At 33.0% G+C, this 20,181-nt stretch carries 22 protein-coding genes and 1 tRNA gene; 15 read left to right on the top strand and 8 right to left on the bottom strand.

The annotated features are described in order from the left end of the window. Nucleotides 1-89: 89 nt before the first annotated feature. The 7 genes from ASE40_RS11770 (at nucleotide 90) to ASE40_RS11800 (ending at nucleotide 6,826) form a co-directional block, all read left to right on the top strand. A complete protein-coding gene (locus ASE40_RS11770) occupies nucleotides 90-596 on the top strand; it encodes an LptE family protein (protein ID WP_057117661.1) in 507 nt (168 codons plus the stop codon). 85 nt (nucleotides 597-681) lie between these two features. Then, the gene (locus ASE40_RS11775) at nucleotides 682-2,364 is read left to right on the top strand and encodes a tetratricopeptide repeat protein (protein ID WP_057117164.1); all 1,683 of its coding nucleotides are present in this window, start codon (nucleotides 682-684) and stop codon (nucleotides 2,362-2,364) included. Nucleotides 2,365-2,367: 3 nt separating this feature from the next. Next, a complete protein-coding gene (gene secG, locus ASE40_RS11780; protein ID WP_057117165.1) occupies nucleotides 2,368-2,709 on the top strand; it encodes a preprotein translocase subunit SecG in 342 nt (113 codons plus the stop codon). A 142-nt stretch (nucleotides 2,710-2,851) separates the two neighbouring features. Next, nucleotides 2,852-3,127: a co-chaperone GroES gene (groES, locus tag ASE40_RS11785; RefSeq protein WP_012023920.1), complete on the top strand. Its 276-nt coding sequence runs from the start codon at nucleotides 2,852-2,854 to the stop codon at nucleotides 3,125-3,127. Between the two features lie 81 nt (nucleotides 3,128-3,208). Next, complete coding sequence (locus ASE40_RS11790) at nucleotides 3,209-3,565, top strand: four helix bundle protein (RefSeq protein WP_057117166.1); 357 nt, start codon at nucleotides 3,209-3,211, stop codon at nucleotides 3,563-3,565. A gap of 128 nt (nucleotides 3,566-3,693) precedes the next feature. Further along, complete coding sequence (gene groL, locus ASE40_RS11795; protein ID WP_057117167.1) at nucleotides 3,694-5,325, top strand: chaperonin GroEL; 1,632 nt, start codon at nucleotides 3,694-3,696, stop codon at nucleotides 5,323-5,325. 301 nt (nucleotides 5,326-5,626) lie between these two features. Continuing rightward, nucleotides 5,627-6,826, top strand: a complete 1,200-nt coding sequence (locus tag ASE40_RS11800; RefSeq protein ID WP_057117168.1) for an ectonucleotide pyrophosphatase/phosphodiesterase — start codon at nucleotides 5,627-5,629, stop codon at nucleotides 6,824-6,826. 253 nt (nucleotides 6,827-7,079) lie between these two features. Here the strand turns inward: ASE40_RS11800 and ASE40_RS11805 are convergent, their stop codons facing one another. The 5 genes from ASE40_RS11805 to ASE40_RS11825 all read right to left on the bottom strand — a co-directional run bounded on the left by ASE40_RS11805 (nucleotide 7,080) and on the right by ASE40_RS11825 (nucleotide 12,291). Further along, nucleotides 7,080-7,919 carry an oxidoreductase gene (locus tag ASE40_RS11805; protein ID WP_057117169.1) on the bottom strand — a complete coding sequence of 280 codons (840 nt, stop codon included), beginning with the start codon at nucleotides 7,917-7,919 and terminating at the stop codon, nucleotides 7,080-7,082. A 91-nt stretch (nucleotides 7,920-8,010) separates the two neighbouring features. Continuing rightward, on the bottom strand, nucleotides 8,011-8,919 hold the full coding sequence (locus tag ASE40_RS11810) for a helix-turn-helix domain-containing protein (protein WP_057117170.1): 909 nt from the start codon (nucleotides 8,917-8,919) through the stop codon (nucleotides 8,011-8,013). 361 nt (nucleotides 8,920-9,280) lie between these two features. Continuing rightward, the gene (locus ASE40_RS11815; protein WP_057117171.1) at nucleotides 9,281-10,810 is read right to left on the bottom strand and encodes a SulP family inorganic anion transporter; all 1,530 of its coding nucleotides are present in this window, start codon (nucleotides 10,808-10,810) and stop codon (nucleotides 9,281-9,283) included. 243 nt (nucleotides 10,811-11,053) lie between these two features. Then, nucleotides 11,054-11,293, bottom strand: coding sequence for a hypothetical protein (locus ASE40_RS11820; RefSeq protein WP_241774361.1), 240 nt, complete (start codon nucleotides 11,291-11,293; stop codon nucleotides 11,054-11,056). A gap of 8 nt (nucleotides 11,294-11,301) precedes the next feature. Continuing rightward, nucleotides 11,302-12,291, bottom strand: coding sequence for a hypothetical protein (locus ASE40_RS11825; protein WP_057117172.1), 990 nt, complete (start codon nucleotides 12,289-12,291; stop codon nucleotides 11,302-11,304). Nucleotides 12,292-12,378: 87 nt separating this feature from the next. Here ASE40_RS11825 and ASE40_RS11830 point away from each other — a divergent pair, with 87 nt between their 5' ends. Then, nucleotides 12,379-13,464 (top strand): sensor histidine kinase, encoded by a 1,086-nt coding sequence (locus ASE40_RS11830; protein WP_241774362.1) that lies wholly within the window; start codon nucleotides 12,379-12,381, stop codon nucleotides 13,462-13,464. Continuing rightward, entirely contained in the window at nucleotides 13,437-14,150 is a 714-nt protein-coding gene (locus ASE40_RS11835; RefSeq protein WP_057117173.1) for a LytR/AlgR family response regulator transcription factor, read from the top strand. The genes ASE40_RS11830 and ASE40_RS11835 overlap by 28 nt, the downstream gene beginning before the upstream one ends. 74 nt (nucleotides 14,151-14,224) lie before the next feature. On the opposite strand, the gene ASE40_RS11840 is transcribed toward ASE40_RS11835, so the two are convergent. Then, entirely contained in the window at nucleotides 14,225-14,641 is a 417-nt protein-coding gene (locus ASE40_RS11840; protein WP_057117664.1) for a hypothetical protein, read from the bottom strand. Nucleotides 14,642-14,929: 288 nt separating this feature from the next. Here ASE40_RS11840 and ASE40_RS11845 point away from each other — a divergent pair, with 288 nt between their 5' ends. From ASE40_RS11845 to ASE40_RS11880, 6 genes are all read left to right on the top strand, one after another. Next, the gene (locus tag ASE40_RS11845; RefSeq protein WP_057117174.1) at nucleotides 14,930-15,394 is read left to right on the top strand and encodes a hypothetical protein; all 465 of its coding nucleotides are present in this window, start codon (nucleotides 14,930-14,932) and stop codon (nucleotides 15,392-15,394) included. Nucleotides 15,395-15,792: 398 nt separating this feature from the next. Beyond that, on the top strand, nucleotides 15,793-17,022 hold the full coding sequence (locus tag ASE40_RS11855) for a TMEM143 family protein (RefSeq protein WP_057117176.1): 1,230 nt from the start codon (nucleotides 15,793-15,795) through the stop codon (nucleotides 17,020-17,022). A gap of 340 nt (nucleotides 17,023-17,362) precedes the next feature. Next, the gene (locus ASE40_RS11865; protein ID WP_057117178.1) at nucleotides 17,363-17,878 is read left to right on the top strand and encodes a DUF2199 domain-containing protein; all 516 of its coding nucleotides are present in this window, start codon (nucleotides 17,363-17,365) and stop codon (nucleotides 17,876-17,878) included. A gap of 47 nt (nucleotides 17,879-17,925) precedes the next feature. Then, complete coding sequence (locus ASE40_RS11870) at nucleotides 17,926-18,390, top strand: DUF962 domain-containing protein (RefSeq protein WP_057117179.1); 465 nt, start codon at nucleotides 17,926-17,928, stop codon at nucleotides 18,388-18,390. An 80-nt stretch (nucleotides 18,391-18,470) separates the two neighbouring features. Further along, entirely contained in the window at nucleotides 18,471-19,004 is a 534-nt protein-coding gene (locus ASE40_RS11875; RefSeq protein WP_057117180.1) for a hypothetical protein, read from the top strand. A gap of 253 nt (nucleotides 19,005-19,257) precedes the next feature. Next, on the top strand, nucleotides 19,258-19,452 hold the full coding sequence (locus tag ASE40_RS11880) for a hypothetical protein (protein ID WP_057117181.1): 195 nt from the start codon (nucleotides 19,258-19,260) through the stop codon (nucleotides 19,450-19,452). Between the two features lie 38 nt (nucleotides 19,453-19,490). Here the strand turns inward: ASE40_RS11880 and ASE40_RS11885 are convergent. Further along, nucleotides 19,491-19,564 (bottom strand) — tRNA-Arg (locus ASE40_RS11885). Nucleotides 19,565-19,658: 94 nt separating this feature from the next. Further along, on the bottom strand, nucleotides 19,659-20,108 hold the full coding sequence (locus ASE40_RS11890) for a GatB/YqeY domain-containing protein (RefSeq protein ID WP_057117182.1): 450 nt from the start codon (nucleotides 20,106-20,108) through the stop codon (nucleotides 19,659-19,661). Nucleotides 20,109-20,181 lie beyond the last annotated feature (73 nt).

Below are 20,181 nucleotides of genomic sequence, written 5' to 3' on the forward strand. Positions count from 1 at the left end.
AAAGAAGTTAAGACTTGAAATTGTTTAAACGAAATGAATATCTTTGACCGAGCGTCAGCTGGATGGCGAAGAAATACTTACAGATTAAAATGAAACACTTAAAATATCTTTTACTATTATTAGTTGCATCAACTTTTAGCAGTTGTACTGTAAAATACAACTTTACTGGAACGGGAAAAATTGATGCCAAAACCTTTCAGGTAAATTTCTTTCAAAATAATGCAGACTTGGTTGAACCTGGAATCGACAGGACTTTCACATTGGCCCTACAGGATTTGATTATGAATCAGACCAACTTAAACTTAGTAAGTAATGGCGGAGATTTGAAGTACGAAGGAGAAATTACAGATTACCGAATAACTCCTATGACAGCAACTGCAGATCAGCAGGCAGCACAAAACCGTCTATCTATACGTATTAATGTAAGATTCTCTAATAAGAAGAAAGAAACAGATGATTTTGAAAAATCTTTTGAATTCTATTATGATTTCCCAGGAAGAGATCTTCCAACGGGATCTGTTTTAAATGAAGCAATCAGAGTTATTTTTGAAAGAATTACGCAGGATATCTTTAATGAGTCATTAGCTAAATGGTAATTCTTTATTTATTTGTTGAAATCATTTAATTGATTTTAAAAACTAATAAAAAGTTAAACTAAAAAAACGATTAAACAAACAAAAAATGAACGTTACTGATTATACCTACTTAATGAACAAACCGGAAGCTATTACTGAAAAGCAGGCGGACGCATTAGGAAGTGTTTTGAATGAATTTCCGTATTTTCAAAGTGCGCGTGCACTGCGATTAAAAGGACTTTACAATCAAAACAGCTTTAAGTATAATTATGCATTGAAGGTTACGGCCGCTCATACTTCCGATCGTTCTGTTTTGTTTGATTTTATTACTTCTGAAGCTTTTACTTCTATTCAAAATGATTTCTACGAACAAAAACTTAGAGACCTTCTTGAAATTACTGTTTTTGACAGTGAGATAATTTCGCCAGAGCAAATTCAGAAAGCACTTGAGGTAAAAACAGACACTCTTGAACAATCTATTTTGAATTCTATTAAAGAATCAGAAACACCTTCAATAGATCAATTTGTAAAAGTTGAAGAACCTTTAAAAATAGAGGAACCAATAAAATCTGAAGAAACCAAAAATATTCCAGAAATAGATCCGTCAATTTTTACTGCAATCAAAGAAGCTCAAACTGTAACTTTTGAAAAGCCAATAGAAATTGAAACACCAAAAGCTCTTCCAGAAATAGATCCTTCTATTTTTAGTGCGATCAAAGAGTCGCAGTCAATTACTTATGAAAAACCAGTAATTGAAGACGAAAATAAGATTGATACAATTGAAGATTCAACTTTAGATATTACAGAAGAAACTAAAACTCCGACTACAACAGAACCAACAAATATTGAAGTTCCTAAATTTGATCGTGTTGAAGATTCTATTTTAAGTTCAATAAGAGGAGCTGAAACTGCTTCTACACCTGAATCTGTAAAAGTTGAAGAGCCTAAAATTGATCCCGCAATTGAGCGTTCGATTTTAAATTCAATTAAAGAAGCTGAAGCTGCAACTTCTCAAGAACCGAAAACTGAAGAAGCAAAAATTGATATTATTGAAGAGCCAGTTTTAAATTCAGCTGAAGAAGAGGAAGATGATAGTGTCATCGAAGAAATGATAATTCCTGAATTTAAAATTAATCCCGTTGAACGATCAATTCTTTCTTCAATTAAGGAAGCTGAAACTGTAATTCCTGATGAAACTAAAGAAGAAATTCTGAAAGAAACTAAAGAGGAAATCACAGAACAAGTTCAAGAAGAAATTCCAGTAGCGACTGAAGAAGAAGTTCAAGAAGAGAGAACCGAAGCTGTAATAAATGCAGAAGAACATTTAGAAATTGGAAAACCTTTAGATTTTTCGCTTAACGAAAAACACTCTTTTCAAGAATGGCTTCAACTATCTAGAACAGAACCAATTGATCGTTCAGACGAAGTTTCGGCAGATGAAGAAATTAAAAACACAACTGTTGAAACCAAAAAAGAAGAGCCGTCAATTAATGAAGAGAGACTAAAAAAAGCTGAAATTATCGATAAATTTATCGAAACCAATCCGAAAATCTCTCCAATTAAACCTGGAAACAGCGCGCCGGTGGTACAAATTGAAAGCAATACCGAGGATAATTCGTATTTGATGACTGAGACTCTGGCTAGAGTTTATCTGGAACAAAAGAAATATACAAAAGCAATTCAAGCTTATGAAATATTAATTTTGAAATATCCAGAAAAAATTACTTTCTTTGCAGACCGCATATCGGATATAAAGATTTTACAACAAAATAACAATAACAATAATTAAGTAATGAGCACATTTTCAATTTTTTTAGTTTTAATCACAATAGTTTGTTTTCTATTGATCGTAGTTATTATGGTACAAAACCCTAAAGGAGGCGGATTGTCTTCTACTATCAGCGGAACGCAGATGTTAGGCGGAGTACAAAAAACAACTGACTTTTTAGATAAAAGTACTTGGACTTTAGCTACTGTTTTAATTGTGTTAATTTTACTTTCTAGCTTAAGTTTCTCTGGATCTTTAAGCGACACTGATTCTAAAATCATTGATAAAACTGAAGCTCCTGCAAATACACCAGCAGTTCCAGCACAAGGAACTACTCCTGCTCCAGCAGCACCAGCAGCTAAATAATTTCAGCTCGATATAAAATCTAATGCCAGCCTGTCAAAGCTGGCATTTTTTTTAAGAAATAATGTCAGTTTTACCAGCATGGCACAATTTCTGAAAGTTCATAGAACATAAAAAATGTATAACTAATAATAATATAAAAATCATGGCTTTAAACATTAAACCGCTTTCAGACCGCGTACTTATTGAGCCTGTTGCAGCCGAAACGAAAACTGCCTCAGGTATTTTTATTCCAGATACTGCCAAAGAGAAACCACAAAAAGGAACTGTGGTTGCAGTAGGAAACGGATCTAAAGATCATACAATGACCGTAAAAGTTGGTGATACTGTTCTTTATGGCAAATATGCCGGAACTGAATTAAAATTAGAAGGCACTGATTATCTAATCATGCGTGAAGATGATATTCTGGCGATAATTTAATTGCTGTAAGCTTTAAGCCGTAAGCTATAGGCTTCACCAAAAGCTTAAAGCCTATTGCATAAAGCATAAAGCCAAAAAAGAATGAGAGATTTTAAGAAATATGATATTTGGCAGCTAAGTCATTCTTTAACTTTAGAAATCTATAAAATTACTTCTCTTTTTCCAAAAGAAGAATTATACGGATTAACAAGTCAGATCAGAAGGGCTTCTTCATCAATTCCAACTAATATTAGCGAAGGATGCGGAAGAAATAGCGACAAAGAATTCAATCAATTTCTCAACATCGCTTTAGGCTCTGCCAATGAAACAGAATATTTTGTGATTTTAGCTAAAGATTTGCAATATCTTAATAATGAAATTGCTCAAGATCAAATAGAAAAAATCAATAGCATTAAAAGCAAAATTTACAAATTAAAACAAGTATTAGTAAAGCAATAGGCTGTAAGCTATAAATCCCAATAAAAACTTAAAGCCTACTGCCTAAATCTAAAAGCAGTAAAAAAAAATTAACCAAGCAGTAGAAAGGCGTAAAGCCTAAAGCCTACTGCCTAAAGCAAATAAAAAAAATGGCAAAAGATATAAAATTTGATATTGAAGCACGTGACGGATTAAAACGTGGTGTTGATGCATTAGCAAATGCTGTAAAAGTAACGCTTGGACCAAAAGGTCGTAATGTAATTATCGGAAAATCATTTGGTGGACCAACAGTTACTAAAGATGGTGTTTCTGTTGCAAAAGAAATCGAATTAAAAGACCCATTAGAAAACATGGGCGCTCAAATGGTTAAAGAAGTAGCTTCTAAAACCAATGATCTAGCAGGAGACGGAACTACAACTGCTACAGTTTTAGCTCAGGCTATCGTAAAAGAAGGTCTTAAAAACGTTGCTGCAGGTGCAAATCCAATGGATTTAAAACGTGGTATCGACAAAGCTGTTGAAACTATTGTTGCCGACTTAGCAAAACAAGCTAAAGTTGTTGGAAGCGATTCTGATAAAATCAAACAAATTGCTTCTATCTCTGCGAATAATGACGAAGTTATTGGTGAGTTAATCGCTACTGCTTTTGCAAAAGTTGGAAAAGAAGGTGTAATTACTGTTGAAGAAGCTAAAGGAACTGATACTTTCGTTGACGTTGTTGAAGGAATGCAGTTTGACAGAGGATACCTTTCTCCTTACTTCGTAACAAACCCAGAGAAAATGGAAGTTGAATTAGATTCTCCTTACATTTTATTATACGACAAAAAAGTATCTTCTTTAAAAGAATTACTTCCAGTTTTAGAGCCAGTTGCTCAATCAGGAAAACCATTATTGATTATTGCTGAAGATGTTGACGGAGAAGCTCTTTCTACATTAGTGGTAAACAAATTAAGAGGTGCTCTTAAAATTGCTGCTGTAAAAGCGCCAGGTTTTGGAGACAGAAGGAAAGCAATGTTAGAAGACATCGCAATCTTAACTGGTGGAACTGTAATTTCTGAAGAAAGAGGTTATACTCTTGAAAATACAACTATCGAAATGTTAGGAAACGCAAAAAGAGTTTCTATCGATAAAGACAATACTACTATCGTAAGCGGTGCTGGTGAAGCTGATATTATCAAAAACAGAGTAAACCAAATTAAAGGTCAGATGGAAACTACAACATCTGATTATGATAAAGAAAAATTGCAAGAGCGTTTGGCTAAATTAGCTGGTGGTGTTGCTGTTCTTTACGTTGGTGCTGCTTCTGAAGTAGAAATGAAAGAGAAAAAAGACAGAGTTGATGATGCTTTACACGCAACTCGTGCTGCCGTAGAAGAAGGAATTGTTGCTGGTGGAGGTGTTGCTTTATTAAGAGCAAAACTTGCTTTAGCTGACTTAAAAGCTGATAACGCTGATGAGGCTACAGGAATCCAAATTGTTTCTCGTGCTGTTGAAGCTCCATTAAGAACTATCGTTGAAAACGCTGGTCTTGAAGGTTCTGTTGTTGTGGCTAAAGTTTCTGAAGGTTCAGGCGACTTTGGATATAATGCAAAAACTGACGAATATGTAGATATGCTTACTGCTGGAATTATCGATCCTAAAAAAGTAACTCGTGTAGCTCTTGAAAATGCTGCATCTGTTTCTGGAATGATCCTTACTACAGAATGTGCATTAATTGATATTAAAGAAGAAAATGCCGGAGGCGGAATGCCAATGGGAGGCGGAATGCCAGGAATGATGTAATCGTTCTTTTCTTAAAACTTAAAACGCCGGATATTAATCTGGCGTTTTTTTTGTTTTTATTTGCCACGAATTACACGATTTTCCACGAATAATTTTTTCTAAATCTTGCCATTTTTTTTTAGCCACAGATTAAAGGATTAAAAAAGATTATAATCTGTGAAAATCATTTTAATGTGTGGCAACTTTCTTCTAAACAAAGCATTCTTAAAATTTGCGGCAAACATTTCCGTTAGTTTAACATTCTCTTTTTCTTTAAAAAATCTGTTATTTCTACCTTTGCAGTTCTATTTAAAATTGCAAAATGAGAAAATTTACAACTCACCTTTTATCTTTCACATTCTTATTTCTTACTACTCTTTCACATTCCCAAACCAATAAAGATGCTTATGTTGTTTTAGTTTCTATGGATGGTTTTCGGTGGGATTATGGTAAACAATTCAATCTTCCGAATCTTAAACAAATTTCAAAAGAGGGCGTTCATGCAAAATCTATGAAACCTTCTTATCCAACAAAAACTTTCCCTAATCATTATACTATAGTGACAGGACTTTATCCAGATCATCACGGAATTATTAATAATGTTTTTTATGATGCCTCTTTAAACGAATCATTTTCTTTATCAAGCAATGCAAAAAATGATTCCCGATTTTATGGCGGCAATCCGATTTGGAATTTGGCTGAACAGCAAGGCGTAAAAACGGCTTCTTTTTTCTGGCCGGGCTCTGATATAGATAATAGAAATCCGAGTTATTTTAAAAATTACAATGGTAAAATTCCGTATGAAGCTAGAATTGATACGGTTATGAAATGGCTGCAACTACCAGAAAAACAAAGACCACATCTTGTAACTTTGTATTTTGACGAGCCTGACCACAGCGGACATAATTTTGGCCCAAATTCGCCTGAAACCAAAAAAGCAGTTATTAAAATGGACTCTATTATGGGGGAATTATCGCGAAAATTGGATCAACTGCCAATTGGAAAACAAATCAATTTAATTATTGTTTCAGACCACGGAATGGCCAATATCAGCAATGATAAAAAAGTGGCTGTTTTGGATTATTTAAAACCAGAATGGCTTGGCTACAAAGATGTTATTAACCCAATTATGAGTTTACAGGCAAAAGCTGGATTTCAGGATTCGATTTATAATGCTTTAAAGAAAGTTCCACATATTAAATTCTGGAAATCAACCGAAGTTCCAAAGAGACTTCATTACGGCACTAATGCGCGTGTACATGATTTCGTTATTGAAGCCGAAAAAGGATATAGCTTAGTCAGTAAAGAAAGTACGCATATAAAAGGCGGAACGCATGGTTATGATAACAATGAAAAAGATATGCATGCTATTTTTTATGCAAAAGGTCCTGCTTTTAAAATAGATAAAACAGTCAAAACTTTCCCGAATGTTTCTGTTTACCCGCTAATTGCCCATATTCTAGGTTTACAAATTGGAGAGATTGATGGAAAACTGAGTGATGTAAAATCGATGCTTCGTTAATTAGATAATGTGGCAATTAGAAAATTTGATAATTAGAAAATGAATTAAATGTCACCCTGAGCGAAGTCGAAAGGCATTCCAATTGGCACGCGGGCTTCTCCCGAAGTTTCGGGACGCTCAGCCTGACAGTTTATAAACACAACAAACCCGACAGGTTTTAAAAACCTGTCGGGTTTGTTATATTCAGAGAAGACTCACGTAAGCGTCAACAGTAAAATCATTTTCTAATTATCCAAATTGACAAATTATCTAATTAAAAATTAGTCCCAACTGAAACCTCTTTCCATTTACCCAATTCATCTTGGACACTTGCAATTTTCTGATTTGCCATATTAAAAGCATCTTCTCCTAAGAATAAATGCAACGGCGGATTTTCATCTTGGCTCACTTTAATTAATGCATCGGCTAATTTTTCTGGATCTCCTGGCTGATTTTCGTTGATGCTCTCTTTGTGAGCATTTTCAGATTGTCTAACTTCTTTGTAAGCCGCAATCGGATTTTCTGGCAATAACAGAGAACTATCTTTTAAGAAATCTGTTCTAAAATAACCTGGATAAACAATTGTTGCATGAACTCCGAACTCTTTTACCTCAGCAGATAACGATTCTGTTAAACCTGCAACGGCAAATTTTGTAGAACAGTAAATTCCCCAGCCTGGAAAATTCCCAACATAACCTCCAACAGAAGAAATATTAAAAATATGTCCTGATTTGTTAGCACGAAGAATCGGCATTGTATTTCTAATTACATTCAATAATCCGAAAACATTTACCTCGAAATTTTTTCTAGATTCCGCATCTGTTAATTCTTCCAAAGCTCCCAATAAACCATAACCCGCATTATTCACTAAAACATCGATTGTTTTAAAATGACTTATAGTTTTTTCAATAGCATTTTTAACGCTTTTTTCATCAACCAAATCCATTTCTAAAGGAAGAAAGTTTTCAGATGTATTTCCTAATACTTTCATCAAAGCCTCTTCACTTCTAGAAGTTGCAGCAACTTTAAAACCTTCTGCTAATAATTTTTTAGCTAATTCTAATCCAAGTCCTTTTGAAGCACCTGTGATAAACCAAACTTTGTTATTTTCCATGATTTTAATTTTTTACGTTTTAATTACAGGACAAAGTTATGAGCGAAGTGCTTCTCAAACATTAAAAGAATCAAACCAGAAATTGCAAAAATCAAACAATTTCTACTTGACGATAGTTTTTTGGTGAAACCTGAACATTTTTTTTGAAGAAATTAATAAAATGAGATGATTCTTCGAATCCCAAACACCATGCAATTTCGCTAATATTCCAGTTGGTTTGTTTCAATAAAATCATTGCTTCCTGAACAATTCTTTCTGAAATAATCTGAGAAGTTGTTTTTCCAGTTGTTTCTTTTAAAGATTTATTCAAATGATTAATATGCACATTTAACTGATTCGCAAATTCAGAAGGCGAACGGAAATTGATTTGCTGCGTAATAGATTCAATTGGAAACTGACGCTCTAATAATTCTAAAAACAAAGATGAAATTCGGATAGTCGCATTCGATTTACTGTATAATGAAGTAGTTACAGTCTGCGTTTTGAGTGCCAAATGAATAATCTCAAAAACTAGATTTCGAAGAATATCATATTTAAAAGCATAATCAGAATTAATTTCATCGAACATTCTTAAATAGATGGCTTTAAGAGATTCTGCTAATTCTGTTGAAACTGGAACTACGGGATTTCCGCCAGGCTGAAATAATGGATATTCTTTTAAATTGCCAAATTGACTAAAAAATGCATCTGTAAAAATGCAGAAAAATCCAGTTTGATTCTCATCTATATGTTCCCAGCTGTATGGAATCTGCGGATTTGCAAAAAATAAAGCCTGATCTTCAATGACTGCTGTTTTATCTGCATAATGAACTTTGTTTTTACCAATAATCAAACTTATTTTATAAAAGTCTTTTCGGGTATAAGGCAAAGGATTACAAGTACTTCCAACATAATCATCCAATTTAAAAACATTAAAATGTCCCATTTCTTTTTTAAGATTCTCGGGCATTCCTTTTATTTTAATTGTATAAAAATCTTCTAGTGTTTCTGTCAGTTTCATTTTGTAAAGTTACAAAAATCAAATTATTTTAATTAGAAATTTTGTCAATTAGAAAATTAGATAATTGGTGTGTGGCTTCTCCAGAAGTTTCAGCACGCTCAGCCTGACAAACTTAACACATTACAAAAATTTTAATCATAATCCAATTACATCTGTAGAGACGCACCGCAGTGCGTCTTATGCGCAGAAACAACGCAACAATATAACGCAAGAAACCCGACAGGTTTTAAAAACCTGTCGGGTTTAACCTATGATAAGAAGCGATTTACAAACAGTAAGCAGACGCACTGCAGTGCGTCTCTACAGAAAATTGGATCGCAACATTAAAAATTCACCATTAACAATTCACAATTCACAATTATCAAGACACTACTTTATAAGTTGGATCTTCAATCACATTCACCTTAATAACGGCATCCGCATTTTTAAGTAATTGCCTGCAGTCTGGACTTAAAAGCTGTAATTCTATTGTTTTATTTTGTTGATTGTATTTTTTAGTCAGATTATTTAAAGCTTCAATTGCCGACATGTCTGAAACGCGGCTTTCTTTAAAATCAACAATCACATGATTAGGATCGTTTTGAATATCAAACTTTTCCATAAAAGCAGTTATGGATCCGAAAAATAAGGGACCATAAATCTCATAATGTTTTACTCCATTTTCATCAATATAATGTCTCGCACGAATTCTTTTAGCACTTTCCCAAGCAAAAACTAGAGCCGAAATAATTACACCAATTAAAACCGCCAAGGCTAAGTTGTGCAATACAATCGTAATTACGGCTACCAAAATTCCAACAAAAATATCGTGTCTCGGCATTTTGTTGATAATCCTGAAACTTGCCCATTCAAAAGTCGTAATCGCAACCATCATCATAACGCCGACTAAAGCTGCCATTGGCAATTTTCCAATTACAGGCGCTCCAAAAAGTATGATTATTAAAATCGTTAAAGCTGCAATAATTCCAGAAAGTCTTGCTCTAGAACCAGCACCAAGATTTACCAAAGTCTGTGCGATCATTGGGCAGCCGCCCATTCCGTAGAAAAATCCGTTTAATATGTTTGAACTTCCCTGCGCAATACATTCGCGATTACTGTTTCCGCGAGTTCCAGTAATTTCGTCGACTAAATTCAGCGTAAGCAAACCTTCAGTTAAACCAACGGCCGCGACAATTACAGAATATGGAAATATCACTTTTAAAGTGTCAAAAGAAATCGGAATATTTGGTATATGAAACGGAGGAAATCCGCCTTGAACAGAAGCAATATCTTCTACCGTTTTGGTTTCGATATTAAATACAATTACCAACGCAAAGACAATCATAATTGCTACCAGAGATGCGGGAACTGCTTTTGTGATTTTTGGAAAAATTAAAACAATAGCAACTGTAAGTGCGACCAAACCCAGCATAATATACAGTGGAGTTCCCTGAAGCCAAGAAACCTGACCATTTACAACGGTTTTAAACTGCTCCAGCTGCGACATGAAAATTACAACCGCGAGTCCGTTTACGAAACCAAACATAACAGGCTGCGGAACGAGCCGAATAAATTTTCCAAGTTTAAAAAGTCCGACACAAATCTGGACTACTCCGCCAAGTGCGACGGCTGCAAAAACATATTCTATTCCGTGCGATTTCATTAAAGCAATCAAAACAATTACAGTTGCCCCTGCTCCACCAGAAATCATTCCGGGTCTTCCTCCAAAAATAGCTGTTATTAAACCCGCTATAAAGGCCGCATATAACCCAACCAAAGGCGGAAATCCTGCAAGAATAGCAAACGACAAAGATTCTGGAATCATGGTCATTGCCACTGTTAAACCAGCTAAAATTTCATTTTTATAATTGACTTCTTGGGTAAAATCGAAGAGTTGGAACGCTTTTTTCATGGCACAAAATTAGAAAAATAATATGCAAAAAAAGAACAAACCTTTTCGTGGTGAAAAAGCGGCAAGAAATTAATGCGATAAGCAGAACAGCTGTATTAGCGTAATTGTTCTAAGAGAAAAATTAAAATGTAAAGAATAAAACCTGTCATCTTGATAATTTATCTTAAATTAAAATTATTAAGCAAAAATACTTACAAAAGAAACAAATACAGCTGCGTACTTACACCTGTTTTTCAATATAAATTAATCAAGTCTTACACAGGTATAACCTAGGCAATGCATATAATCCACTATATTATCGCACTCCAGATCTATACCTTCTACCCTTAAAATTTTATCGCAGTCTTCAAGATCAAAATTTATTTTATAATCTGGAAATTGAGTTTGAATAACGGCGATGACATAATTTTTATCAGATTCTTTCTGAACATTCGTTTTAAAAATTTCCACAACCATGGGTGACTCTTTTAATTCTTTAAACATATACATTCTTACTTTCTATTAAAAAGATTATAAGATACTCCGAATCTAAAATAGCCCTGTGTATCTTCATTTTGATCATAAACATAGCGATTGGTGCGTTCTCCCTTCTCGGTAATTCGAGCGCTGACAACATTATTAAAACCGCCTTTTACAAATGCAATCAGCTTTGGGGTAAAGCTGTATTCATAAGTAATGCCGGATTTTAATTCTAATTGATTGAGTTCGTAAACTCCATGTAAATTTGAGGAGTTTAAATTTAGATAAAAACTTTCAGTATTTAATTCCGTTCCTAAGGAAATTCTTCCATTTTCTAACAATTCTCTTCTAAATAATAATCGCTGTGGGAGAATAAAATCCATATCCCATTTTGAGTTTTTAAATTTATGATTCATCGAGAAAAGCGGCGTTAGCGGTACAATAGAAGACGGATCCAGCAATACCAAAACTCCAGCAGTAATTGTCGTAGAAGGAGTTCTCGTAAGCACCAAAACTGACGATGCAAATCCTTTTATACGCTGTAAATTATCTTCATTTCCATCAACTGATGCCGTAGCACTGTAAATAACAGGTTTATTAAAAAGAGATGCCATATAAGTTGCCGTCACAGCACCTGCCCAGTAATGAATGTCTTCATTTTCTCTTCTATAAGTTTGGGTTGTGGCATAACTATAAATGTCTCCAAACTGATAACTTTCATATTTATAACGAAGCGAAGTTGTCAAAACAAAACGCTTTGATTTTGAAGCATAAAATGGCAGATTAAAAGCTGCTTTAAAACGACTGTGATTTTCAACTCTTCCTCTTTCAAATTTATTCCCAAATAATTCAGAATCGTAATTAGAAGGTCCTAACTGTTCATATTGCAAATCAAAAGTTCTGGTTGTAGGGAATTTGTCTACTATTGCTTTTCCTAGTGTTTTTATACCTGGCTCTTTTTCCTGAGCAATAGCGTGCACGGAAATAAACACAACGAAAACTGAAATGATTTTAGACTTCATAATTGGTATAAATTGTTTTTGGAATAAATTATAAATTCGGCTCAAAAGTAATTTACAAGCTCATATTCTAATAGTAATTTTATACCAGTGGCGTATGATTTATACGAATGGCGTTTGTATAATTTCCCTCTTACAATTGGCTTAAAACTATACGATTATATTATTTTTGCCGTTATGACAATCGCTAAAATTTATCAGAACTTTTTTTTACGAAATCTCTTTGTAAATACACTTGTTTATTTGGTTATTCTTGCTTGTGTTTACGACGAAATAAGACTCGACGGACACAGCTGGGCATATATTTTGAGCAAAATTGCCGTCGGATATTTCCCTTGCATTGTCTGGATAACATTTTTTAATGTTTTCATCATCAAACCTATTTTATTCAAAAAGAAAGTCAAACTCTTTTTCACACTTCTTGTTGGGTATTGGACTTGTTTTTACTTTTTTATGAATTGGTTTTTTCCTCTGGTGGGATTAGGAAATTTTAAGACACTTCAAATATTATCTTTAATAATCAACGGAACATTTTTTTATTTCATTCATGTCGTTATCACCAAAAAAATCATGGATGCCGATAAAGATATTATGAATTTCAAATCGGAACTTTCGTTTTTAAAACAGCAGTTAAATCCGCATTTTCTACTCAATGCGATGAATAATCTTTACGGCGAAGCCCTGGCCGAACCCGATAAAGTTCCAGATCGAATCCTGAATCTTTCGGATATGCTGCGTTATCAGATTGAAGCTTCTAAAAAAGATTTTGTTTTGGTGGAAGAAGAAATTGCTTTCGTAAAAAAATATATTGAATATTATACCTTTAGAAACGAACGTTTGAATGTAACCCAAAATCTAGACGGTGCATTTGACGAAATCGAGATTCCACCCTTATTTTTTTTACCATTGGTAGAAAATGCCGTGAAGTTTTCTGCCGAAACTGCAGAACCTTTTATTAATCTGGATTTAAAAGTAAAATGTCGAAATTTGTCTTTTACTTTAAAAAACAATTATCTTGATTCGGGTTCGCGTCTTTCGAGCACAGGAATCGGAATTGAAAACCTAAAAAGACGTTTAGAAGTTTACGGCTTAAAACACGATTTAAGCTGTAAAAAAGAAAAAAACATGTTTGTAGTAAAATTAAGTATATGGCATTTACCTACCGCTGTCTCATAATCGATGACGAATCGCCGGCGCACAAAGCGCTGATTTCGCACATCTCGAAATTTGACGAACTGGAACATTCCGGAAGCGCTTTTAATGGTATGGAAGCCATAAAACTACTTAACGAAAACCAATATGACATTATTTTTCTAGACATTAATATGCCTGTAATTTCAGGTGTAGAATTAATGGAATTGCAGCCCAACCGACCGCTTACAATTGTCACAACAGCTTATTCTGATTTTGCGCTTTCGGCTTACCAAAACGATGCAATTGATTATTTAATGAAACCCATTTCGTTAGAAAAATTTTCAAAAGCCATAGAAAAAGCCAAAACTTATTATTCTGGAAATACTCTTAAAAAAGAAACAAATAGTAACGAAAAAGTACTTTCGTACCGTTCTAATGGGCAATTACTAGAAACTCCGCTCGCTGATATTTTATATATAGAAAGTCTGGGCAATTACATGAAACTGCACAACTGCAAACTAAAATCGCCAATTATTATTTACGGTTCACTCGCCAGCATAAGTACAGAGATTGATTGTTCAAATTTCCTTCAAGTACATCGTTCTTATATCGTCAATACTGCTAAAATTACCTCCGTTACTTTTAAAAATCTCACTATGTCTAATGGCGAAATTATTCCTGTGGGAAGGAAGTATCAAATTTTGCTAGATAACATTTCAATTAGATAATTTGTCAATTTTGATAATTAGATAATTTTTTGAAAAGTTGAACTTCATGCTTTAATTTTAAACCCATTTTGGATTTACTTCTTTTTCCTTAAATACTCAATCGCCCCAGTAGACCATAACGCCAACCAAATCAAAACAGGTTGAAAAAACAATCGTATCAAACGCGCTTGATCTGTGTTCATGCCCAGCGCATCAATTCTATTTAAATATTGGGCAATATTGCCTGGAAAAACCATTACATAAAATACGGCAAGGAAAATTCCCATGTGAACTTTATATTTTGTCAAAAAAATGAGAGCAAGCCCAAGTATTAGTTCTACAATTCCAGAAAGAATCACTACTAAATCTTTATCCATAGGAACCCAGTTAGGAACCTGCGCCTGAAAATCTATTCTTTGAAAAGTAAGATGCCCAAAAGCAGCGGTTATCATAAAAAGTCCCAGCAAAATTCTAAAGAAATTTTGTGTTTTAGTTGTGTGTATATTTTCCATAGTAAAGATCATTAATTAAAATTTGAAAGAATTATCTATCAAATTTAAGGTATTAAATGACAAACTCCATTTCATGCAATTTATCTTTTCATTACATAATATCTATGTCTTAAACCTAGTGAAACATATTAAAAACCTTTTGCATAACCGATGTTTTAGACATTATAAAGCAATTCAGCATTCGTTGTTTATTCTTTTCTTTAAAAAAAACATTTTATCTGAATAACTTTTCTTACTTAATTGGTTAAATTCGCATGCTACAAAACCACTAAGAATATTTTATAACCAATGAGCATATTCAATTTATTTAAACGATCAGATATAGAATGCCCGAGGTGTCTCGGCAAAGGATTTGTTGAATGGGAAGACATTGTTCGTTTAAATAGACAATTAAAATGGGTTCCTGCACCCTGCGCTTATTGCAATGCAGTTGGAAGGGTGCCTAAAGAAATGCTGTCTAAAGTTACTGTAGACTGCATGTATCTCACTATAGATCTCCCAGAATCTGTAATCGAAAAAATTAAAGAAGGTGATCAAGAAACAATAGAGAAAGGAAAACAACGCGAACTTTTTGTTGATCATCTTATACAATTTGCAGAACACCACTATTTAACACAAAATATGGACGCAGAAAGCATCGCCAATTTGTATTTAAACACAGAAGAAGAATCTGCTCTTTTTTCTGTAAATAAAGACGAATTAATCAAGTACATTCAAGGCGTAATCGAATTAAAAAAATCCGGACAAAATTAAACCAATTTGATTCATAAAAAACAAACAATCACAACCTTAGCATCCTAGTAACTTAGCACTTAAAAAAACACGTATAAATACCTATAGTCACAATTTTATTATGTACTAATATTGCTAAGAATAATTTTTTAGTTAGAATATAAGTTTTCTTCGAGAGGGCTTTTAAATTTTTTGTCACTTTTTTTTTGGAACACAAAGTGGGATTTCAAATCGCTGGTAACGATTAGAAATCCCACTTTTTTTGTTTTGATAGTAGCCGCAAAGCACAAGATGTTTTTCCTTTCAAACCTTTGTGCCTTTGTACCTCTGCCATTTTGCCCCTCTCTTCTCTTTGCCCCTCAAAAAAAAGAAGTATTTTTGCGTTTAGTAAACGCCACGAAATTAAAGCCCAAAATCAAATGACACGAGAACATTATATTCCGTTTAATAAAGAATTTTTACTCGAGCAGCAGATTGCAGCTTTCGCGGAAGATCAACAAAAGGCTGCAGATTTTAAAAAGTTTTTTGATATTATAGAGCATTATTATCATTACGAATCTTTTAATCTTAACCGAAACTTAAAGCAGCATTACGCGCTTTACGATCCAGATTTGAGCGAAAAAGAACGTGAAGGTTTTATTGGTAAAAGTGATTTTGGAGTTTTTAAAAAAACCTTACTTAAAGTTTTAGAACGCGGCAACTATTACAGAATTAACGAAGAAATTTTAAAAGAAGCCTTTCAAGAATCTGATTTAATTGGTTTAAATCTCGCAATAGATTTTAATGCTTTCAAAGATTACGAACTATACGCACGTGGCCATCATAAGGCAAAAGAAAAAGTCAAGAAATATTTTTTCTGGAAAAAAGAAGTGGAAATCGAATATTACGATCGTGTTCTTATCTACCTCAATTACAGCGACGCAGATTATCTAACGGCAAAAAAAGTCAAATTAGGAAAGATGCCCATTGATCCAGGTTCAATTGCCTTGAAAATATTTAAACGCGTTCCTAAAAACGATCTTGAAACGATATTTCCGAATGCAATTCCGAAAATGTCATTGAAAGACAAAATGCTGCTTTGGGTTCCTGGAGTTTTTGGTGGAATTTCGCTTTTAAGTGCCAAAGTAATTCCTGCGCTTATCAATATGTACGATGCATATCAAACAGGCGAAACCATTGATTTATTAAACAGTAAAACTTCCTTAAATCAAGGATTAATTGCTTTAGGGATTTTAGCAGCTTATTGTTTTCGTCAGTACAATAACTTTATAAATAAGAAAATTAGATATTCTAAAACACTTTCGGATAGTTTGTATTTTAAGAATGTCGGAAACAACAGCGGTGCTTTTTATTCATTACTAAATTCATCAGAAGAAGAAGCCTTAAAAGAAACAATCTTAGCGTATGCATTTTTAAATAGAAGTCAAACCCCATTAACTGCCGAAGAACTAGACTCACAAATTGAATCTTGGTTTTATTCTCATTTAAAAACCGAGTTGGATTTTGATGTAAACGATGCATTACTAAAATTAAAAAGTATTGGAATAGGAATAGAAACTAACGGGAAATGGGAAGTTATTCCGCTAAAGGAAGCACTTATCAAAATCGATGAATTGTGGGATAATGTTTTTGAATATAATCAGAAATAAGTTAAAAAAATGAATAACTTAAAGTCATTTTCTATTTTTACAATAACCTTATTTATTTTGGCTTTTATTATGATTAAAAGCACGCAACAATTTAGGTATATTGACAAATTAAGATGGCTTTATCATGTTGGCTGGATTTCATGTTATATCTTCCATCTCATTTCTTTAATCTTATCTTTTCTCTTTTTAATTTTTGTTTTAAAAAAAGATTTTAACTTAAAAGTACAATATAAATTCATCTGGATTGCTTTAGGATTGTGCCCAAGTCTATTTTGGGCAATTTCAATTCTACTACTTTTAAATCATTTATAATTCGTTATATTCCCAAAAAAAATAAAAAATGTACACTTACAAATGCTCCTGCTGCGGAGAAATTTACGACGAAATTCCCTTATGTTTTGGCAACGAATATCCTGCTTACTATTTTTCTATTCCGACCGAAGAAAGAGAACAGCGCATAGAATATGGCGGCAGCTGGTGTTATGTAGATGAAGAACATTTTTTCCATCGAGGAAGATTGACTATACCGATAATTGATTATCATGAAGATTTCGTTTTTAATGTCTGGACCACAATAAGCGAAGAAAATTTTTGCCTGCGAATGGATTTATGGGAAGATCCAAATAGAATTAATCAAGAACCTTATTTTGGCTGGATGCAAACCGATGTGCCTACTTATGGCAAAACAATTTCACTGAAATCAATTGCCATTGAACAAGAATTAGGATTAATTCCAGAAATTAAAATGATCGAAGAAAACCATCCTCTAACCATTGATCAGGAAAATGGAATAACCTTTGAAAAAGCCATTTCAATCGTCGATGAAATTATGAAAATACAGCACGGTAAAAGCTAAAAGAAATTTTATTAGATTTACTTCAACTAACTATAAACCAACAAAAAATGAGAACATTAGAGCAATGGTTTGCAGAATATGCCGTAAGCCACCAAAACCCAACAAACAAAGCGATACACTATATTTGTGTTCCTGCTATTTTCTTTTCTATTGTAGGTTTATTAATGAGTATTCCGAGCGGAATTATCGCTGATACCTTAAAATTAAATTTGCCAATTATTGAAAATTGGGCATTTGTAGTTTTACTTTTCGTTCTTATTTTTTACATCAGATTATCAGTTACAATGGCGATTAAAATTGCTATTTTTTCTGCAATTTGTTTGGTTATTAATTATTACATCGGGCAAATTGTTCCGCTGTGGGCATTCTCAATTGGCGTTTTTATTATTGCCTGGATCGGACAATTTTACGGACACAATATTGAAGGCAAAAAACCTTCTTTCTTAAAAGATCTTCAGTTTCTATTGATTGGTCCGGCTTGGGTGGTAGAAAACTTGTTTTCTAGAAAGTAACTTATATGATTAGTAAAAAATAAGTATTATCTTATTTTAAAAATATTATTTATATTTTTGATTTACCAAAAACTAATCTTATGATACAATTAATCTGGGCAATACTAAACATTGCCATCATACTTTACTTTATTATTCTATGTTTTAAAGCTGTTAAACTGATCCGTGATAATATCGGTATATTTGCTGCCGTAGTATTTTCATTTGTTTTATTATCTTTTATTACAAATCCAAAAAAAGATAAAGATACTGAGAGTCAAAGTTTAAGATTTGACTCTAAAAAACAAAAAAATAAAGAGGTAATTAAACCATTTCTCAACACTTATTTGTCCAAAACAACAATTGACGAAGATTTAATATCAACTATTAATCTAACTGTAATGTATGATGCAAAAAAAGTACTTTCAGCAAATGTAAACAAAACTGGATTTACAGGTGGTACAACTTGGAAACCATCTTTTATCGATGTTCAAAAAATAGACAACAAAAATAAATGTAAATATATTATTTATGGTGTTAACGAATGGAGGCTGGCTGGTTTTCTTTTATACTCACAATCTAAAAATTACGAAGGCATAACAGAGTTAAAAAATGACTTTTATATACCAAAGTAAAATCACAGGTTAATAATAAAAAACAAACTTATATTAAAAAAGGCGTACAATATTTTATCGTTTTTAAACCAAAAATATAATTTAAATATTTTTATACTAGCCAGATAATCCCATTTTAGGCAGAGAAAATCTTCCTATCGATTGCTTGCGGAATTTTAAAAATTCCACCTAATGCGTGCAGAAAAAGATAAATTCTAAATTGAAATTTGGCGTAAAAAATCTTTTAACAACTAAAACTATAAACATTTAAAACATGGAAAATAAAAAACCAATTACATTTATTTTTTGGGTTATCGCTATCATTTTAGGTGTAACCTTATACAAGCAATTTGACTTTCAAAATTTAAAATTTGAGAAACCAGCACTAGCAGTTGTGTATATAATTGTTTTTGTATTTTCTGTTTTTGTTTTAATTAAAAACTTTAAAAAGAAGCGTTCTGGGAAATAAAAAAAGCGCAAACTCTTAAAGATATGCGCTTTTTTTTGTGACCGCGGAGGGGTTCGAACCCCCAACCCTCAGAGCCGAAATCTGATATTCTATCCAGTTGAACTACGCGGTCAGTTTATTTATGATTTCAGATTATAGATTTTAGATTATAGATTTTAGATTACTGATTGGAATCTAAAATCTACATTCTAAAAATCTAAAATTAATTATGACAATAATTTTTTCACAATTGTAGAAATAGTTTTTCCTTCAGCAGTTCCGCCTAATTGTGCAGAAGCTAATCCCATAACTTTTCCCATTGATGCAATTCCAGAAGCACCTGTTTCTGCAATAATTTTAGCAATAACAGCTTCTACTTCTTCTTCGCTTAATTGAGCTGGTAAAAACTTCTCGATTACTGCAACCTGAGCCAATTCTGGTTCAGCTAAATCAGGACGATTTTGTTCTGTAAAGATTCTTGCGCTTTCTTTACGTGTTTTTACCAATTTTTGAAGTAATTTAATTTCTTCATCTTCTGATAATTCTTCTTTTGATCCAGAAGAAGTTGCTGCTAGTAACAATTCAGATTTAATAGCTCTCAATGCTTCTAATGCAACAGTATCTTTTGCTTTCATGGCCGTTTTGATCTCGTCCATGATCTTTGCTTGTAAACTCATCTTTGTCTTTTTATTTGAATAAGCAGTGCTTATAAATTGATATTTATATTGAAAGTTTGTTCTCGACTTCGCT

The sequence above is a fragment of the Flavobacterium sp. Root935 genome, assembly GCF_001429295.1.
Lineage (GTDB): Bacteria > Bacteroidota > Bacteroidia > Flavobacteriales > Flavobacteriaceae > Flavobacterium.

What these genes read in the sequence shown, in the direction of transcription:
- ASE40_RS11770 (WP_057117661.1), top strand. Translation starts at nt 90, where the DNA reads ATGAAACACTTAAAATATCTTTTACTATTATTAGTTGCATCAACTTTT.
- ASE40_RS11775 (WP_057117164.1), top strand. Translation starts at nt 682, where the DNA reads ATGAACGTTACTGATTATACCTACTTAATGAACAAACCGGAAGCTATT.
- secG (WP_057117165.1), top strand. Translation starts at nt 2,368, where the DNA reads ATGAGCACATTTTCAATTTTTTTAGTTTTAATCACAATAGTTTGTTTT.
- groES (WP_012023920.1), top strand. Translation starts at nt 2,852, where the DNA reads ATGGCTTTAAACATTAAACCGCTTTCAGACCGCGTACTTATTGAGCCT.
- ASE40_RS11790 (WP_057117166.1), top strand. Translation starts at nt 3,209, where the DNA reads ATGAGAGATTTTAAGAAATATGATATTTGGCAGCTAAGTCATTCTTTA.
- groL (WP_057117167.1), top strand. Translation starts at nt 3,694, where the DNA reads ATGGCAAAAGATATAAAATTTGATATTGAAGCACGTGACGGATTAAAA.
- ASE40_RS11800 (WP_057117168.1), top strand. Translation starts at nt 5,627, where the DNA reads ATGAGAAAATTTACAACTCACCTTTTATCTTTCACATTCTTATTTCTT.
- ASE40_RS11805 (WP_057117169.1), bottom strand. Translation starts at nt 7,919, where the DNA reads ATGGAAAATAACAAAGTTTGGTTTATCACAGGTGCTTCAAAAGGACTT.
- ASE40_RS11810 (WP_057117170.1), bottom strand. Translation starts at nt 8,919, where the DNA reads ATGAAACTGACAGAAACACTAGAAGATTTTTATACAATTAAAATAAAA.
- ASE40_RS11815 (WP_057117171.1), bottom strand. Translation starts at nt 10,810, where the DNA reads ATGAAAAAAGCGTTCCAACTCTTCGATTTTACCCAAGAAGTCAATTAT.
- ASE40_RS11820 (WP_241774361.1), bottom strand. Translation starts at nt 11,293, where the DNA reads ATGTTTAAAGAATTAAAAGAGTCACCCATGGTTGTGGAAATTTTTAAA.
- ASE40_RS11825 (WP_057117172.1), bottom strand. Translation starts at nt 12,291, where the DNA reads ATGAAGTCTAAAATCATTTCAGTTTTCGTTGTGTTTATTTCCGTGCAC.
- ASE40_RS11835 (WP_057117173.1), top strand. Translation starts at nt 13,437, where the DNA reads ATGGCATTTACCTACCGCTGTCTCATAATCGATGACGAATCGCCGGCG.
- ASE40_RS11840 (WP_057117664.1), bottom strand. Translation starts at nt 14,641, where the DNA reads ATGGAAAATATACACACAACTAAAACACAAAATTTCTTTAGAATTTTG.
- ASE40_RS11845 (WP_057117174.1), top strand. Translation starts at nt 14,930, where the DNA reads ATGAGCATATTCAATTTATTTAAACGATCAGATATAGAATGCCCGAGG.
- ASE40_RS11855 (WP_057117176.1), top strand. Translation starts at nt 15,793, where the DNA reads ATGACACGAGAACATTATATTCCGTTTAATAAAGAATTTTTACTCGAG.
- ASE40_RS11865 (WP_057117178.1), top strand. Translation starts at nt 17,363, where the DNA reads ATGTACACTTACAAATGCTCCTGCTGCGGAGAAATTTACGACGAAATT.
- ASE40_RS11870 (WP_057117179.1), top strand. Translation starts at nt 17,926, where the DNA reads ATGAGAACATTAGAGCAATGGTTTGCAGAATATGCCGTAAGCCACCAA.
- ASE40_RS11875 (WP_057117180.1), top strand. Translation starts at nt 18,471, where the DNA reads ATGATACAATTAATCTGGGCAATACTAAACATTGCCATCATACTTTAC.
- ASE40_RS11880 (WP_057117181.1), top strand. Translation starts at nt 19,258, where the DNA reads ATGGAAAATAAAAAACCAATTACATTTATTTTTTGGGTTATCGCTATC.
- ASE40_RS11890 (WP_057117182.1), bottom strand. Translation starts at nt 20,108, where the DNA reads ATGAGTTTACAAGCAAAGATCATGGACGAGATCAAAACGGCCATGAAA.